Source organism: Alienimonas chondri, from assembly GCF_013036045.1.
Classification (GTDB): domain Bacteria; phylum Planctomycetota; class Planctomycetia; order Planctomycetales; family Planctomycetaceae; genus Alienimonas; species Alienimonas chondri.
The window spans coordinates 50,499-63,933 of the sequence record NZ_WTPX01000008.1; the positions used below are offsets into that span (position 1 = coordinate 50,499).

At 66.8% G+C, this 13,435-nt stretch carries 11 protein-coding genes; 4 read left to right on the top strand and 7 right to left on the bottom strand.

All coding sequences use genetic code 11. The annotated features are described in order from the left end of the window. Positions 1-20: 20 nt before the first annotated feature. Positions 21-1,625, bottom strand: coding sequence for a P-loop nucleotide/nucleoside kinase family protein (locus LzC2_RS02445; RefSeq protein ID WP_171183378.1), 1,605 nt, complete (start codon positions 1,623-1,625; stop codon positions 21-23). A gap of 84 nt (positions 1,626-1,709) precedes the next feature. Then, positions 1,710-2,570, bottom strand: a complete 861-nt coding sequence (locus LzC2_RS02450) for a glycosyltransferase family 2 protein (protein ID WP_171183381.1) — start codon at positions 2,568-2,570, stop codon at positions 1,710-1,712. Between the two features lie 50 nt (positions 2,571-2,620). Between LzC2_RS02450 and LzC2_RS02455 the strand changes: the two genes are divergently transcribed. The 3 genes from LzC2_RS02455 to LzC2_RS02465 all read left to right on the top strand — a co-directional run bounded on the left by LzC2_RS02455 (position 2,621) and on the right by LzC2_RS02465 (position 6,929). Beyond that, complete coding sequence (locus LzC2_RS02455; RefSeq protein WP_171183383.1) at positions 2,621-3,793, top strand: DUF4432 family protein; 1,173 nt, start codon at positions 2,621-2,623, stop codon at positions 3,791-3,793. Positions 3,794-4,034: 241 nt separating this feature from the next. Then, a complete protein-coding gene (locus LzC2_RS02460; RefSeq protein WP_171183384.1) occupies positions 4,035-5,765 on the top strand; it encodes a 30S ribosomal protein S1 in 1,731 nt (576 codons plus the stop codon). Positions 5,766-6,053: 288 nt separating this feature from the next. Then, positions 6,054-6,929, top strand: coding sequence for a sigma-70 family RNA polymerase sigma factor (locus LzC2_RS02465; RefSeq protein WP_246254674.1), 876 nt, complete (start codon positions 6,054-6,056; stop codon positions 6,927-6,929). A gap of 86 nt (positions 6,930-7,015) precedes the next feature. On the opposite strand, the gene purD is transcribed toward LzC2_RS02465, so the two are convergent. Continuing rightward, positions 7,016-8,341, bottom strand: a complete 1,326-nt coding sequence (purD, locus tag LzC2_RS02470) for a phosphoribosylamine--glycine ligase (protein ID WP_171183399.1) — start codon at positions 8,339-8,341, stop codon at positions 7,016-7,018. Between the two features lie 238 nt (positions 8,342-8,579). On the opposite strand from purD, the gene LzC2_RS02475 reads away from it, so the two are divergent. Next, on the top strand, positions 8,580-9,608 hold the full coding sequence (locus LzC2_RS02475; RefSeq protein WP_171183386.1) for an aspartate-semialdehyde dehydrogenase: 1,029 nt from the start codon (positions 8,580-8,582) through the stop codon (positions 9,606-9,608). Positions 9,609-9,643: 35 nt separating this feature from the next. Here the strand turns inward: LzC2_RS02475 and LzC2_RS02480 are convergent, their stop codons facing one another. The 4 genes from LzC2_RS02480 to LzC2_RS02495 all read right to left on the bottom strand — a co-directional run bounded on the left by LzC2_RS02480 (position 9,644) and on the right by LzC2_RS02495 (position 13,419). After that, complete coding sequence (locus LzC2_RS02480; RefSeq protein WP_171183389.1) at positions 9,644-10,111, bottom strand: hypothetical protein; 468 nt, start codon at positions 10,109-10,111, stop codon at positions 9,644-9,646. A 49-nt stretch (positions 10,112-10,160) separates the two neighbouring features. Then, entirely contained in the window at positions 10,161-11,486 is a 1,326-nt protein-coding gene (locus LzC2_RS02485; protein ID WP_171183391.1) for a 6-phosphofructokinase, read from the bottom strand. Positions 11,487-11,612: 126 nt separating this feature from the next. After that, a complete protein-coding gene (locus tag LzC2_RS02490; protein ID WP_171183393.1) occupies positions 11,613-11,993 on the bottom strand; it encodes a hypothetical protein in 381 nt (126 codons plus the stop codon). 115 nt (positions 11,994-12,108) lie between these two features. After that, positions 12,109-13,419, bottom strand: coding sequence for a diaminopimelate decarboxylase (locus tag LzC2_RS02495; protein ID WP_171183395.1), 1,311 nt, complete (start codon positions 13,417-13,419; stop codon positions 12,109-12,111). Positions 13,420-13,435: the final 16 nt, after the last annotated feature.

Below are 13,435 nucleotides of genomic sequence, written 5' to 3' on the forward strand. Positions count from 1 at the left end.
GACGGCGGGAACGCGGAACCCTATTGCACGCCGCCGGACCCGGCAACGCGGGCGTCGCTTTCCACGAGATCCCGCAGCGCTTCGATCACACGTTCGACGAGCGTTTCGATCGGGGCGTCGGTGTCCAGCCGCAGCAGCGCGGAGTGCGGCAGGGCGGCGAACTCGGCTTCCGTCGGCGGCTCGGCCTTCGCCGCTTGCGTCCGCCGCACGTCGACCGTCGCGTCGCTGGCGTCGGCGCCCTCGGCGGCCCGTCCGGCAATTCGACGCTCGGCGACGGCGTCGTCGACTTCGCACCAGACGAACAGCGTGGCGTACTCGTCCGGGTCTTCCGTTCTCGCGATCCGGAGGAACTGCTCCCGCTGGTTCCCCTTGCGGAACGTGGCGTCGACGACGGCGTGAACGCCGTTCGGAAACGTGTGCCACAAGAGGTTGAGGAGCACGTCGTAGGTCTCCGCGGTTGCCTCCGGCGAGTAGTCGCTCGATCCGTCGTCGCCGGCTGGGAAGAGCTGTTTTCTGATCACGTCGCTGCGAAGTTGCGTCGCCCCGAGACGCTCCGCCAAGGCGGCGGCGAGCGTCGATTTTCCGGACCCGCTAAGGCCGCCCACCAGTACCGTCACGTGCATCTCCCGCATGATGGTGAGCCAAGTCAGCGTCGGCTCTATCCATCGTTTCGCTTCCCGTAGCGCATCGGCTCTCTCGCCCTCGCTGTCTGTGCTAAGCGCCCGGATCGCGGCGATCTTGGCTCGCACCGCCGCGCGATACGACTCGTAGAACGCGAGGAGCACAGAGCAGTGCGGCTCGGCATTTGGATCACCGCTGCGGTCGCCGTAGCGGTCGAGCAATTCGTAATGCAGACCACCCCATGAACTGTCGGCGTATTGCTCCTCTAACAAGCGCTTGAGGTCCACGGCGAGGAAGCAGACCTCGTCGGCGACGTCTACGCACCGCAATCGATCCGAGAACGCAATGCCGTCCAAGACTTTCACGCCGTCTGTGGTCAGGTAGACGTGTTCGCACCGCAGGTCCCCGTGGCCGTCTCGGATCCAGCCGTCTGCCGCACGGGCATCCAGTTCTGGTTCGATCAGCGTCAGGCAGGTCAACTGCTCCGATCGCAACGCGATCGCCCACAAGTCGACCCCGAAGCGCCGTTCCGCTTCATCCAATACATCCAGGTTCTCGGTCAGGTTCTGCCGGATCACCGCCGGGTCGCCCCATTGCGGCGTTCGCTCGCTGGCCTCGAATAGCGGCAGGAGGTGGTCGAGCACGGGGTCGAGGTCCGCGGCCGTCGCTTCGCCCCGCTTCACCTTCGCTTCGAGCGTGTCGGCCTCGTTGAGGCGGAGCATCTCCAGCACCGGCTCGCCGTCCGACAGTTCTCTCACCCCGCGATAAACGCCGGGGGCAAAGCGGTCGTTGACGGCGTGTTCCTTTTCCAAAGCGGCCCGGCGCTGTTCGCGGGTGCGGAGATCGACGAAGCCGAAGTCGACCGGCTTGCACTGCTTCAGCACGACCCCGCCGGCGCCCGGTTCGCCGGAGAGGGCGACCCGGGAGATGTGCGTTTCCTTCAGCTCGGCGGGGGCGCCGCCGAGGTCGGTCGCGAGGACGAGCAGCGGATCGGTGGATGACATGGAACCGCGATCGTCAGGGAGCCGGCTCTCTGTGATCGCGACCGTGCAGAGCCGGCTCCCTGACGGTCGCGGTTCCGATCGTAGTCAATCCGCGATCCCGTATCGCACGATGCACCACAGGGCGCTGACGCCGTCCTTCCATCCGATCTTCTTGCCCTCGGCGTAGGTCCGCCCGCTGTAAGAGATGCTGACCTCGTACACCCGGGCCTTGCGGCGGGCGATCTTGGCGGTCACTTCCGGCTCGAAGCCGAAGCGGTTCGCCTTCAGCGTGGGAACGATTTCCTGAATCAATTCGCGGCGGAAGACCTTGTAGCAGGTCTCCATGTCCGTGAGGTTCAGGTCGGTGAACATGTTGCTCAGCAGGGTGAGGAAGCGGTTCCCCATGCTGTGCCAGAAGTACAGCACCCGGTGCGGGCGATCGCCGAGGAAGCGACTGCCGAAGACCGCGTCCGCCTTGCCGTTGATGATCGGTTCGAGCAGCGTCGGATACTCCGCGGGGTCGTATTCGAGGTCGGCGTCCTGCACGACGACGCAGTCCCCCGTCGCCTCCGCGAACCCCCGCCGCACCGCGGCGCCCTTGCCCATGTTGTGCGGCTGGGCAAACGCCCGCACGGTGTTGAACTCGTCCGCCGGGGCGGCGGCGAGTCGTTCCGTCAGCGCCTTGGAGCCGTCCGTCGAACCGTCGTCGACCAGCAGGATCTCCTTCCGGACCGGCACGTCGCGGACCCGTTGGACGAGCGCCGCGAGCGTCGCTTCTTCGTTGTAGACGGGGATGACAACCGACAGCGTGAACCCCTCCGGGATCGCGTAAAATCCCAGTTGCCGACAGGCGGTCTCGCCGAGGGAGTCTTCGAGCCGTTCGTACCAGGACGGGCTGAACGCGGGTCCGCCGATGTCGGTCGAGCGGCGTCGTGGCGTCGCTACGGTGGCGGTCGGGGCGGGCATCGGGGGAAGATTAGCGGAAGAACGTACCCCCGCTCCAATAGGTCTCTTCGGTGCCCGAGTCAGACACCTTCCGCCGCCCCGGCGATGGGCCGCCGCCGCCGCACCAAATCGGCGATGAGAAGGCCAAGCTCCGATGGTCGCAGGTTGAAGATGGCCGCGGCATCGGCTGCGACGCTGTCGATCTCAATACAGACCGGATTTATGCTTGCATTTGTCCGACCCGAGGGATGGGTTTACTCGTCGGGGGCGGTCGACCCGAAGGACGCCCCGGGGGACGGGTCTTCGGCTGGGACTCACCATCCGGGCCGCAATGCGTGCACCCGTCCCTAGTGAACCTCGGCGCTCGCAACGGCCTCGGCTGGCTCGACGGCTTCACCGAACTGCTGACCCGCTGCGGGTTGAGCTGGATGGGGCCCCCGGGGAACGACCCGGATGGAAATCCGACGGAGAACCCGCTCACGCTGCACGGTCGGATCGCAAACCTGCCGGCTGACAGCTGGAACATGAAACGGGTGGGCGACCGGCTCGTGATCAAGGGTTCCGTCAGCGAGCGCACGCTGTTCGGTTCCTCCCTCACGCTGCACGCCCGGTACGAAGCGGAGATCGGCTCGCCGGAACTCCATTTGACGGACACCGTCACCAACGCCGGCGACGTGCCGGCGGAGATGATGCTGCTGTATCACATCAACCAGACGCCGCTGGGATCGCGGATCATCGTGCCCGCGGAGGTGGTGGCCCCGCGCGATGCGCGGGCGGCGGAGAGCGGCAGCGACTTCGAAGGGCCGGAGAACTGGGCGAAGCTCGGCCCGCCGACGCCGGGGTTCGCGGAGCAGGCGTACTTCCTCAAACCCCGCCGCGACGCCGACGGTCGCGGCCGGGCGCTGATGCCGGCGGACGACGATTCCGTCGCTTTGGAAGTGCGGTTCGACGTGGACACGCTGCCGTGGATCGCCCTGTGGAAGCAGTTCGGCGGCAAGCGGGACGGCTATGTGGTGGGGCTGGAACCCTGCACCGCGTTCCCCAATCACCGCAGTTTCGAGCGGACGCGGGGCCGCGTGGTCGTGCTCCAGCCCGACGAAACGCGGGTGATGAAGCTCACGTTGCGATTCCTCACGGAGCCGGAGGAGGTGCGGGCCGCGGTCGCGGAGGCCGAGGCGCTCGCCGCCGACCCGCCGACGGTGCATCCGCAGCCGATCCCGGAATACTGCCCGTGTGCCCTGTAACGCCGAGGCCCCGCGGAGCCTCGGCGTGACGATTCCCCGCAAAATCCGTCGATCCGGCCTAGTCGCCTGCGCCTGCGTTCACTAATCTTCTCGACCGCGTCCCGGCCCCGCCGTGCGCGTTTCCCCGTCCCCTCACTCCAACCCTCCGCGGTTTGCTCCCCGTTTGCGCGTTCGACAGAACGGCGACAGGTGATGCGACCGCCGCCCGGCGATCGGCCGGGCGACGAAAGCGTTTTCTCTTATGGTCGATCGGAACCTGTTCCGCGAGTTTGACGTCGACGACGACGCGCTCGATGAAGCCCTCGGCGAAGATTGGGAAATTCCCGACGAGCTGTACGTCAAAGAAGCTGTCGATCCCGAACAGATCGTCACCGGCACCGTCCTCCGCCTGAACGGCGACGAAGTGCTGGTCGACATCGGTTACAAGTCCGAGGGCGTCTGCCTGATCGACGAGTGGACCGAGGAAGAAGGCCCGCCGAAGCCCGGCGACGAAGTCGAGGTCCTCATGGAGGATCTGGACGAAGCGTTCGGCATCCTGCTGCTCTCGAAGCGCAAAGCGGACCGCATCCGCGAGTGGGAAGCCGTCACCAACCTGTACGGCGAAGGCGACCAGGTCAGCGGGGCGATCCTCCGCAAGATCAAGGGCGGCCTGCTGGTCGATATCGGCGTGCACGTCTTCCTGCCGGCCTCGCAGGTCGACATTCGCCGTCCGCCCAGCATCGACGCCTGGGTCGGCCGCGACATCGAGTGCATGATCCTGAAAGTCGACGAGAACCGTCGGAACATCGTGGTCTCCCGCCGGAAGCTCATCGAAGAGCGCCGGGCGAAGATGAAAGAGGAGCTGCTCGCCCGCATCACCGAGGGCGACATCGTCACCGGCGAAGTGAAGAACATCGCCGACTTCGGCGCGTTCGTGGACCTGGGCGGGATCGACGGCCTGCTGCACATCACGGATATGTCCTGGGGCCGCATCGGCCACCCGACGGACATGGTCTCGATCAACGACAAGATCGAGGTCAAAATCCTGAACATCGACCGCGAGAACGAGAAGATCGCGCTCGGGTTGAAGCAGAAGTTCCCCAGCCCGTGGGACAACATCGACGAGAAGTACCCCGTCGGCACCAAGGTCGCCGGCGAGGTGGTGAACGTGATGACCTACGGCGCCTTCGTGAAGCTGGAAGACGGCATCGAGGGTCTGGTTCACATCTCCGAGATGTCCTGGACCAAGCGGGTCAACCACCCGAACGAACTGGTCCACATCGGCGACGAAGTCGACGTGGTGGTGCTCGGCATCAATCACCAGAAGCAGGAGATCTCGCTCGGGATGAAGCAGACCCAGGCCAATCCCTGGGACGACATCCTCAAGAAGTACCCCGAAGGGGCGAAGGTTTCCGGCACCGTTCGGAACCTCACCAACTACGGCGCCTTCGTGGAGCTGGAAGAGGGCATCGACGGCCTGCTGCACGTCTCCGACATGTCGTGGACGCGGAAGCTCACCCACGCCAACGAGATGCTGCAGAAGGGCGATCGCGTCACCTGCGAAGTGCTCTCCGTGGACGAGGATCGCCGTCGGATCGCGTTGGGGCTGAAGCAGCTCGACGGCGATCCGTGGAACACCACCATCCCGGAGAAGTACGCTCCGGGTTCGGTCGTCTCCGGCACCGTGGCGAAGGTCACGAACTTCGGCGCCTTCGTCGAACTCGAGCCGGAGCTGGAAGGCTTGCTGCACGTCTCCGAACTGGAGCGGGCCGGCAAGACCCCGACGGTCGGCGAGGAACTGGACGTCCGCGTGCTGCGGGTCGATTCGGCGGATCGCAAGATCGGCCTGTCGCTGAAGCTGGACGCCTCCGACGAGGAGTTCGAGCAGCAGGTCCGCGAGGCCGAAGAGCTCAGTACCGAGCAGAAGAACGAGAACCTCAAGGGCGGTACGGAGGACGCCGGTCCCCTGTTCGCCCTGCCGGGACAGGACTGAGCGAGATCCGCGTCCGGCTTCGGCCGGATCGGCTGATCTTCACTGTGCGGCTCCGGTTTTCGAACCGGGGCCGTTTTTCGTGCGCGGATGTCCGCGGCGACCGTCACGACCGGCGTCGCCGGTCGGATGGGAGCCGATTCAGGGCCGAATGACGGCTGCCGGGTGCGGTCGAGCAGGCGTGCGGGTCGATGTCAGCGGGGCGGGGCGATTAGCGCCTCGGCCGTCGTCAGGAGGACGCGGCACAGCTGGTCCGACGGAGCGGAGGTTCCCCCCGCCCCCGGTCCGATCTTGCCCGCCCTCGCCGCTCGCCCCCGCACGACGACTCATGCCCGCACCCGGACGCCCGGTCGTCGGGCCGGGCATGTGCAGACCCCGCTCGAAACGTACCTGCGGGAGATCAACGCGACGCCGCTGCTGACGGCCGACGAGGAGAAGTCTCTCGCCCGGCGGATCGCCACCGGCGATATGGGCGCCCGCGACCACATGGTCCGCGCCAATCTGCGGCTGGTCGTCAATATCAGCCGGTCTTACACGAACCGCGGATTGCCCCTGCCGGACCTGATCGAGGAGGGCAACCTCGGTCTGATGCGGGCCGTCGAAGGCTTCGACCCGGACATGGGCACCCGGTTCAGCACCTACGCCAGCTACTGGATCAAGCAGTCCGTGAAGCGGGCGCTGGTCAACACGGCGAAGACCGTGCGGGTGCCGGCCTATATGGTCGAACTGCTGGGCAAGTGGCGGAAGATGTCGGCCCATCTGAGCGACGTCCTCGGCCGGACCGCGACGCCGGAGGAGATCGCCAAGGAACTCGAAATCCCCAAGCGGAAGCTGGAGATCGTCAAGAAGGCGCTGGCTCTCTATCAGACCAGCCCAAACAGCGCCGCGGACGACGGCGGCTGGAGCCTCGGCGAGATGCTCACCGACGAGAACACGCCCGCCCCGGACGCGGACCTCACGGAAGCGGACAGCATCGCCCGCGCCCTCGACCTGATGGACGAGCTGGACGAACGGGAGTCCACGATCCTCAAGCTGCGATTCGGCCTCGAGGGCGACGAGCCGAAAACGCTGAAGGAAATCGGCGAGGTCCTCGGCCTGACCCGTGAACGGGTCCGTCAGATCGAGACCGACGCCCTCCGCCGCCTCAACCGCGGACTGGGCGGGTAAAGCGAGGGGAAAGGGGCGGGGCGTAAGGCGTAAGCAGCGCATCGCAAAAACTTACGCCTTACGCCTCGCCCCTTTCCCCTGCCGCCTCAGCGGCCTTTATCCGCGATGTCGGTGCGGCACCAGGCCCCCTCCCAGCGGATGCGACGCACGGCTTCGTAGGCCCGCCGCTTGGCGTCGGTGACGTCGTCGCCCAGCGCGGTCACGCCGAGCACCCGCCCGCCGGCGGTTTGCACGCTCTCATGCCCGTCGGCGCCGGCCGGGCCGAACTTGGTGCCGGCGTGGAAGACTTCGGTGTCCGCCAGGTCCGCCGCTTCGGGCAGGCCGCGGATCGTCTTGCCGGTCTCGTACGGGCCCGGGTAGCCCTCGCTGGCCATCACCACGCAGACGGCGGCTCGGTCGTCCCACGTCGGCGCCTCGGCGTCGCCCAGCTTGCCGGCCGCGGTGGCTTTGAGCAGCGGGTAGAGGTCCGAGGACATCCGCATCAGCAGCGGTTGGACCTCCGGATCGCCGAAGCGGACGTTGAACTCCAGCACCATCGGCCCCCGACGGGTGAACATCAGCCCGGCGTAGAGGATGCCGCGGAACGGGCGTTCGTCCCGCTGCATGCGGTGCACGATCGGGATGAAGACCTGCTCGACGACCTGCTGCATCCGGCGTTCGTGCACCACCCGAGCCGGGCTGTAGGCGCCCATTCCGCCGGTGTTCGGGCCGCGATCGCCGTCCAGCGCGGCTTTGTGATCCTGAGCGGCGGGCAGGGGGATGATCGTCGTGCCGTCGACGATCGCGAGGACGCTCGCTTCCTCGCCGACGAGCTTCTCTTCGACCACGGCCCGCGTGCCGGCGTCGCCGAACTCGCGGTCGGCGAGCACCCGACGGACGGCGTCCATCGCTTCGTCCCGGGTGTCGCAGACCAGCACACCCTTGCCGGCCGCCAGGCCGTCCGCCTTCACGACCAGCGCCTGTTCGCTGCGTCCGCTGATCCAGTCGGCGGCGGCGTGGGCGTTGTTGAACGTCTCGAACGCCGCGGTCGGCACGCCGGCCCGCTTCATCAGCGACTTGCTGTACGCCTTACTGCCTTCAAGCTCCGCAGCGGCTTTCGAGGGACCGAACACGAGGAAGCCGGCCGCTTCCAGTTCGTCCGTCAGCCCCATCACCAGCGGCTTCTCCGGGCCGATCACGACGAGATCGACGGCGCGTTCCTTCGCCAGCGCCAGCAGGCCGGGGAGGTCGTCGTCTTGGACCGGCACGTTCTCCACGCCCGGCTCCGTACCGGTGCCGGCGTTGCCGGGGGCACAGAGCACCGCGCCCACCTTGGGACTCTGGGCGAGCTTCCAGCAGAGCGCGTGTTCGCGTCCGCCGCCGCCGACCACCAGCACCGTGTCGCCTGAAGCCTTCTCGCCGCCCGCGCTCATCGCCTCTGCCGCCCGCTGGATGTCGTGTGAAAGATCGACCGGGAGTCTAGCCGGCACATTCCCGCGGGGAAGTCGGTTCGCCCGCGAACTTGCGAGGCGCGGCATTGTCAGGCCGGAGCGCCCGCGCCACCATCCCCGCGAACACGCCTCGCGCCCCGGGGGGCCGACGCCCGCCGCTCGCCCGCTCGGGGGGCTGACGCCCCGCCGCTCGCCTGAATCCGCCGCACCGAGAGTCTCGATGAAGTTTGGAACCGTCGCCGTCGTGGGAGCCACCGGGGCTGTCGGACGGATCATTCGCGATCAACTCGAATCGCGGAACTTCCCCGCCGATCGGTTCCGCTTCCTCGCCACGAAGCGCAGCGCCGGTTCCAAGATCACGTTCCGCGGCGAAGAGATCACCGTCGAGGAGGTCAGCCCCGAGGCCTTCGCCGGCTGCGATCTGGTGATCGCCAGCACGCCGGACGAAGCCTCCCGCGATCTGCTGCCGCACGCTCTGAAAGCGGGCGCCGTGGTGATCGACGAATCCGGCTACTGGCGGATGAACGACGAAGTCGCGTTGGTGATCCCGGAGATCAACCCGGCCGCCGCCTACGCCGCGGCCGCGGAGGGGCGGATGATCGCCTCGCCGAACTGCTCGACCACGCAGATGGTGCAGTGCCTCAAGCCGCTCCACGACGCGGCGGGCCTCACCCGGGTGATCGTCTCGACCTATCAGGCCGTCAGCGGGGCGGGGCTGTCCGGGACCGCGGAATTGCTCGAATCGACCAAGGCGTCGATGGAGAACGGCTCGTTCGTCGCCAGCACGTTCCAGCGGCCGATCGGGTTCAACCTGATTCCGCAGATCGGCTCGTTCAAGGAGCAGGGCGGCGAGGGGGACGGCTACACCTCCGAGGAAATGAAGATGGTCCGCGAGACCCGTAAGATCCTCGACCTGCCCGGTTTACTGGTGAACCCGACCTGCGTGCGGGTGCCGGTGGCGGACTGCCACAGCGAATCGATCGCCTGCGAGTTCGAGCGTCCGCTATCGGTCGCCGAGGCCCGCGAGGCCTTGGCGGCCTTCCCGGGCATCGCGGTCATGGACGACCCGGTCGCCGGGCAGTACCCGACGCCGCTGGACTGCGCCGGCGACGATCGCACGTTCGTCGGCCGGATTCGCAAAGACCTCAGCCACCCGAACGGGCTGAGCTTCTGGTGCGTGTCGGACAACCTCCGCAAAGGCGCCGCGACGAACGCGGTGCAGATCGCGGAACTGCTGGCGCAAAACTAACGCCGAGGCTCCGCGGAGCCTCGGCGTTACGGTAACTACGGGTTGCCATTCGCCTCTTGCAGCGACTCGATTCGCTCCGCGAGTTCGGTCCACGCTTGAATGATCCGCGGCCGTTCTTCCGGCCAGCTTTCAAACTGGTGAACGTGATCGCGGACAAAATCGGCGAGTTCGAGGACAGTCGACGTCAACGGGAGCAAGGACTCGTCCTTGCTCCACGAGAAGAACTGAGCGTCGATCGCCTTTGCGAGGATCCAGGCCTGCCAGTCGTACTCCCCATCGTCCCCCGGCGGATCGCGGAGGTGGTCGACGACGACCGGGAAGTAAAACAGAAAGGCCTTAGTCCCCATGAACATGAAGTCTTCTTGACGGTTGAGCGGATCGTCTGCAAACCGCTCCTTCGCCTCATCGAGCGTTAACTCGCCAAACTCCTTCCAAGCGTACTCCTGATCGGGGTCTCCGGGATTGGGGACGAAGTCCCGCTTCGAGGGTAATAGACCGTCCATATCGCTCGGAGACCCTTCGACCGGCCCAGGTTCGAAATTCGCCGACTTTCTACCGATTCGTCATCGGGTCTTCCGGGGACTGGTCGGAGAGGATGTGCGTTTCAAGGAAGCGGGCGAGCGTATGGAAGTCGCTGCCGGTCTCGATGAACCGCACCTTGGTGACGAGGTTGTCCGGGTCGACCAGTTCCTCGAACGGGACGTAGTGCAGGTCGAACTGCCGCTCGACGGAGACCATCACGCCGGTCTTTTGCTCCTCGACCAGCGCCCGATAGGCGCCGACGCCGAGTTGGCTGCCGAGGATCACGTCGAACGCCGTCGGCCGGGCGCAACGGGACTCGTAGCCGAGTTGCAGCGGCTTCACTTTGCGTTCGTCGCCGGTCTTCGCGGCGTAGCCGGCTTCGACCTTTTCGGCCAGCAAACGACCGAGTTGCACGTCGGCGACGGCGATGTGGCCGTGATCGTCACGGGCGACGCCTTCCAACGCGGAGGCCGGCAGCAATTCGGCCAAACCCTCGGCGACGCAGATGATGCCGTACTTGCGGCCGTCCTCACGCTCCCGGGTGAGGATCGTGTCGACCATCCGTTCGACGACGGCGTCGAGGTTCATCATTTTCCGCTCCTCGCCGTCGACGGTCTCCGTCTGGGAGTACTTGCCGACGATGTCCTCCACGGAGATCACCAGCGAGGCGCCGCCGCTGATCGCGGTGCCGTAGGCCAGCCAGCCGGCGCTGCGGCCCATGCACTCGCAGAGGAAGTAGCTCTGCTGGGCGCGGGCGTCCTCGAGCAGGTTGCGCACTTCCTGGGCCAACACCTCGACGGCGGTGAAGAAGCCGAAGGTGAAGTCGATGCCGTTGTAGTCGTTGTCGATCGTCTTGGGGACGTGCACGACCTTGATCCGCTTCGCATCCGCCGGGAGATGCTCCTGGAACAGGGCGAACTTGTTGGCCGTCTTGAGGGTGTCGTCCCCGCCGATGCTGATGAGGGCGTCCACTTCCAGCGAGCGGAGCGCCTCGTAGACCGTCTTCATCGGAGCGGTCTTCTCCGGATCGGTGAGGTCCGCCGGACTTTTGATGTGCTTGCCCGGGTTCGCCCGAGCGGTGCCGATGGTGATGCCGCCGGAGGTGCGGGAGCGTTCCAACTCCTTCTTGTCGAAGCGGATGTACGCCTCGCCCTCTTTCAGTTCCGTGCCGTCGTAGGCCATCAGTTCGGAGTAGCCGTGGCGGATGCCGATGGCGTCCAGGCCGCTGCGCAGGAAGGCGTCGGCGGCAGTGCTGATGACGGCGTTGGCGGCCGGGGCGGGGCCGCCGGAGAACAACATCGCGGCCCGCTTCACGTCGGTGGAGGGGACGGGGGGGCGAGCGAGGGGCGAGGGCATTCAGTCGGGGAAAGTCTGAGGAAACGGTCGGAAGCGGCAGCTTAGCCGCAGCGTCCGCCGCTTCCCAAACCAACGAACCCGAGGGTCCTCGCTCAGGCGCCCCGATCGAATCGACCGGCTCAGCCGTCAGTCGACCTCGCCCGTTTCGCCCTCGCTGTCGTCCTCAAGCGTTTCGTCCGGGAGCGTTCCGTCTTCAAGTCCTTCGGCGTCGTCGGACGCATCTTCTTCGGGCGCCTCCTCGCCGGGAGCGTCTTCCCCGGGCGCGGGCGCCGCGGGATCGACGGGGTCGCCGGGCATCTGGTTCGCCCCTTCGTCCCCGGCCGATTCACCGTCCACCTGTTCGACCGGGCCGTCCTTCGGCATCTCGGGGGGGACGAACACGGCGTAGGCGTAGACGCCGCCGGCGATGATTACGGCCGCCAATCCGATCCAAACGACCGGGCTGACCCCTTTCTGGGCGGAGGCCGAAGGGGCGGCGGATTCGGGAGCGGGGTTCGGTTCGGACATGAGCGGATTGTCTCGGCGGTGAAGAGCGGGAGCGGACGATAGCTGGATCCCCGCCCGGGAAGCACCGAACCCGGATTCCGTTCCCGGGCGCGGAGACCAGCCGGCGCCGGGCGGTTCAGGAGGGCAGCGTCGCGAACAGATCGTCGTACGTCTCCGCTCGGCGGATCTGCTCGACGGAGCCGTCCTCCTTCAACAGGTACTCCGCGCTGCGGAGCTTGCCGTTGTATTGGAAGCCCATGCTGTGGCCGTGGGCGCCGGCGTCGTGGATCGCCAGCACGTCGCCGCGGTCGATCGCGGGGAGATCCCGGTCGATGGCGAACTTGTCGTTGTTCTCACAGAGCGACCCCACCACGTCGACCGGCCCGGCGTTCGCCGCATCCAGCTTCTCGCCCCGCTGGCCCAGCACGCTGACATGGTGGTAGGCGTCGTACATCCCGGGACGCATCAGGTTGGCCATGCAGGCGTCCACGCCGACGTATCGCTTGTAGATCTCCTTGTGGTGCGTGGCCTTCGTCACCAGTACGCCGTACGGCCCGGTCATGCAGCGGCCGTTCTCCATGAAGACCGTCAGCGGGTCGAGACCGGCGGGCGTGATGATCTCCTCGTACGCCGCTTTCGTGCCGGCGGAGACCTCTTCGTAGCTCACCGCCCGCTCGCCCGGTCGGTAGGGGATGCCGATCCCGCCGCCCAGGTTCACGAACTCGATTCGCACGCCGGTCGACTGATACACATCGACGGTGAGGGCGAATAGCATCCGGGCGGTGTCGACGAAGAACCGCGGATCGAGTTCGTTGCTGGCGACCATCGCGTGCAGCCCGAACCGCGTTACGCCGAGTTCTCGGGCCTGACGGTAGCCGTCGAACAGCTGTTCGCGGGTGAAGCCGTACTTGGCGTCCTCCGGCTTGCCGATGATCGCGTTCCCGCCGCGGAGCGGTCCGGGATTGAAACGGAAGCAGAGAGTATCCGGCAGGCCGACCCGTTCGGCCACGTAGGACAGGTGGGTGAGGTCGTCGAGATTCAGCACCGCCCCCGCCTCCTTCGCCAGGCGGTATTCCTCGGCGGGCGTGTTGTTCGACGTGAACATGATGCGTTCGCCGCGGATGCCGATGCGGTCGCACAGCATCAGTTCCGCGGCGCTGGAGCAGTCCATCCCGCAGCCCTCGTCGCGGAAGAGCTCGAGGATGCCGGGCGTCGGCGTCGCTTTGACCGCGAAATACTCCCGGAACCCGGGGTTCCAATCGAAGGCGGCGTTCAACCGACGGGCGTTCGCCCGAATGCCCGCTTCATCGTAGATGTGAAACGGCGTCGGCAGTTCGTTCGCCAATTCGCAGAGGCGGGCGGCGTCGATCGGCAGCGGCTTCACCGGACCGGCGTCCTGAGCGCCGGAGAGGGAGGCGGGGGAATTCGGATCGAGGACGGCGGGCATCGCGACGGGCGTGGGA

What these genes read in the sequence shown, in the direction of transcription:
- LzC2_RS02445 (WP_171183378.1), bottom strand. Translation starts at nt 1,625, where the DNA reads ATGTCATCCACCGATCCGCTGCTCGTCCTCGCGACCGACCTCGGCGGC.
- LzC2_RS02450 (WP_171183381.1), bottom strand. Translation starts at nt 2,570, where the DNA reads ATGCCCGCCCCGACCGCCACCGTAGCGACGCCACGACGCCGCTCGACC.
- LzC2_RS02460 (WP_171183384.1), top strand. Translation starts at nt 4,035, where the DNA reads ATGGTCGATCGGAACCTGTTCCGCGAGTTTGACGTCGACGACGACGCG.
- purD (WP_171183399.1), bottom strand. Translation starts at nt 8,341, where the DNA reads ATGAGCGCGGGCGGCGAGAAGGCTTCAGGCGACACGGTGCTGGTGGTC.
- LzC2_RS02475 (WP_171183386.1), top strand. Translation starts at nt 8,580, where the DNA reads ATGAAGTTTGGAACCGTCGCCGTCGTGGGAGCCACCGGGGCTGTCGGA.
- LzC2_RS02480 (WP_171183389.1), bottom strand. Translation starts at nt 10,111, where the DNA reads ATGGACGGTCTATTACCCTCGAAGCGGGACTTCGTCCCCAATCCCGGA.
- LzC2_RS02485 (WP_171183391.1), bottom strand. Translation starts at nt 11,486, where the DNA reads ATGCCCTCGCCCCTCGCTCGCCCCCCCGTCCCCTCCACCGACGTGAAG.
- LzC2_RS02490 (WP_171183393.1), bottom strand. Translation starts at nt 11,993, where the DNA reads ATGTCCGAACCGAACCCCGCTCCCGAATCCGCCGCCCCTTCGGCCTCC.
- LzC2_RS02495 (WP_171183395.1), bottom strand. Translation starts at nt 13,419, where the DNA reads ATGCCCGCCGTCCTCGATCCGAATTCCCCCGCCTCCCTCTCCGGCGCT.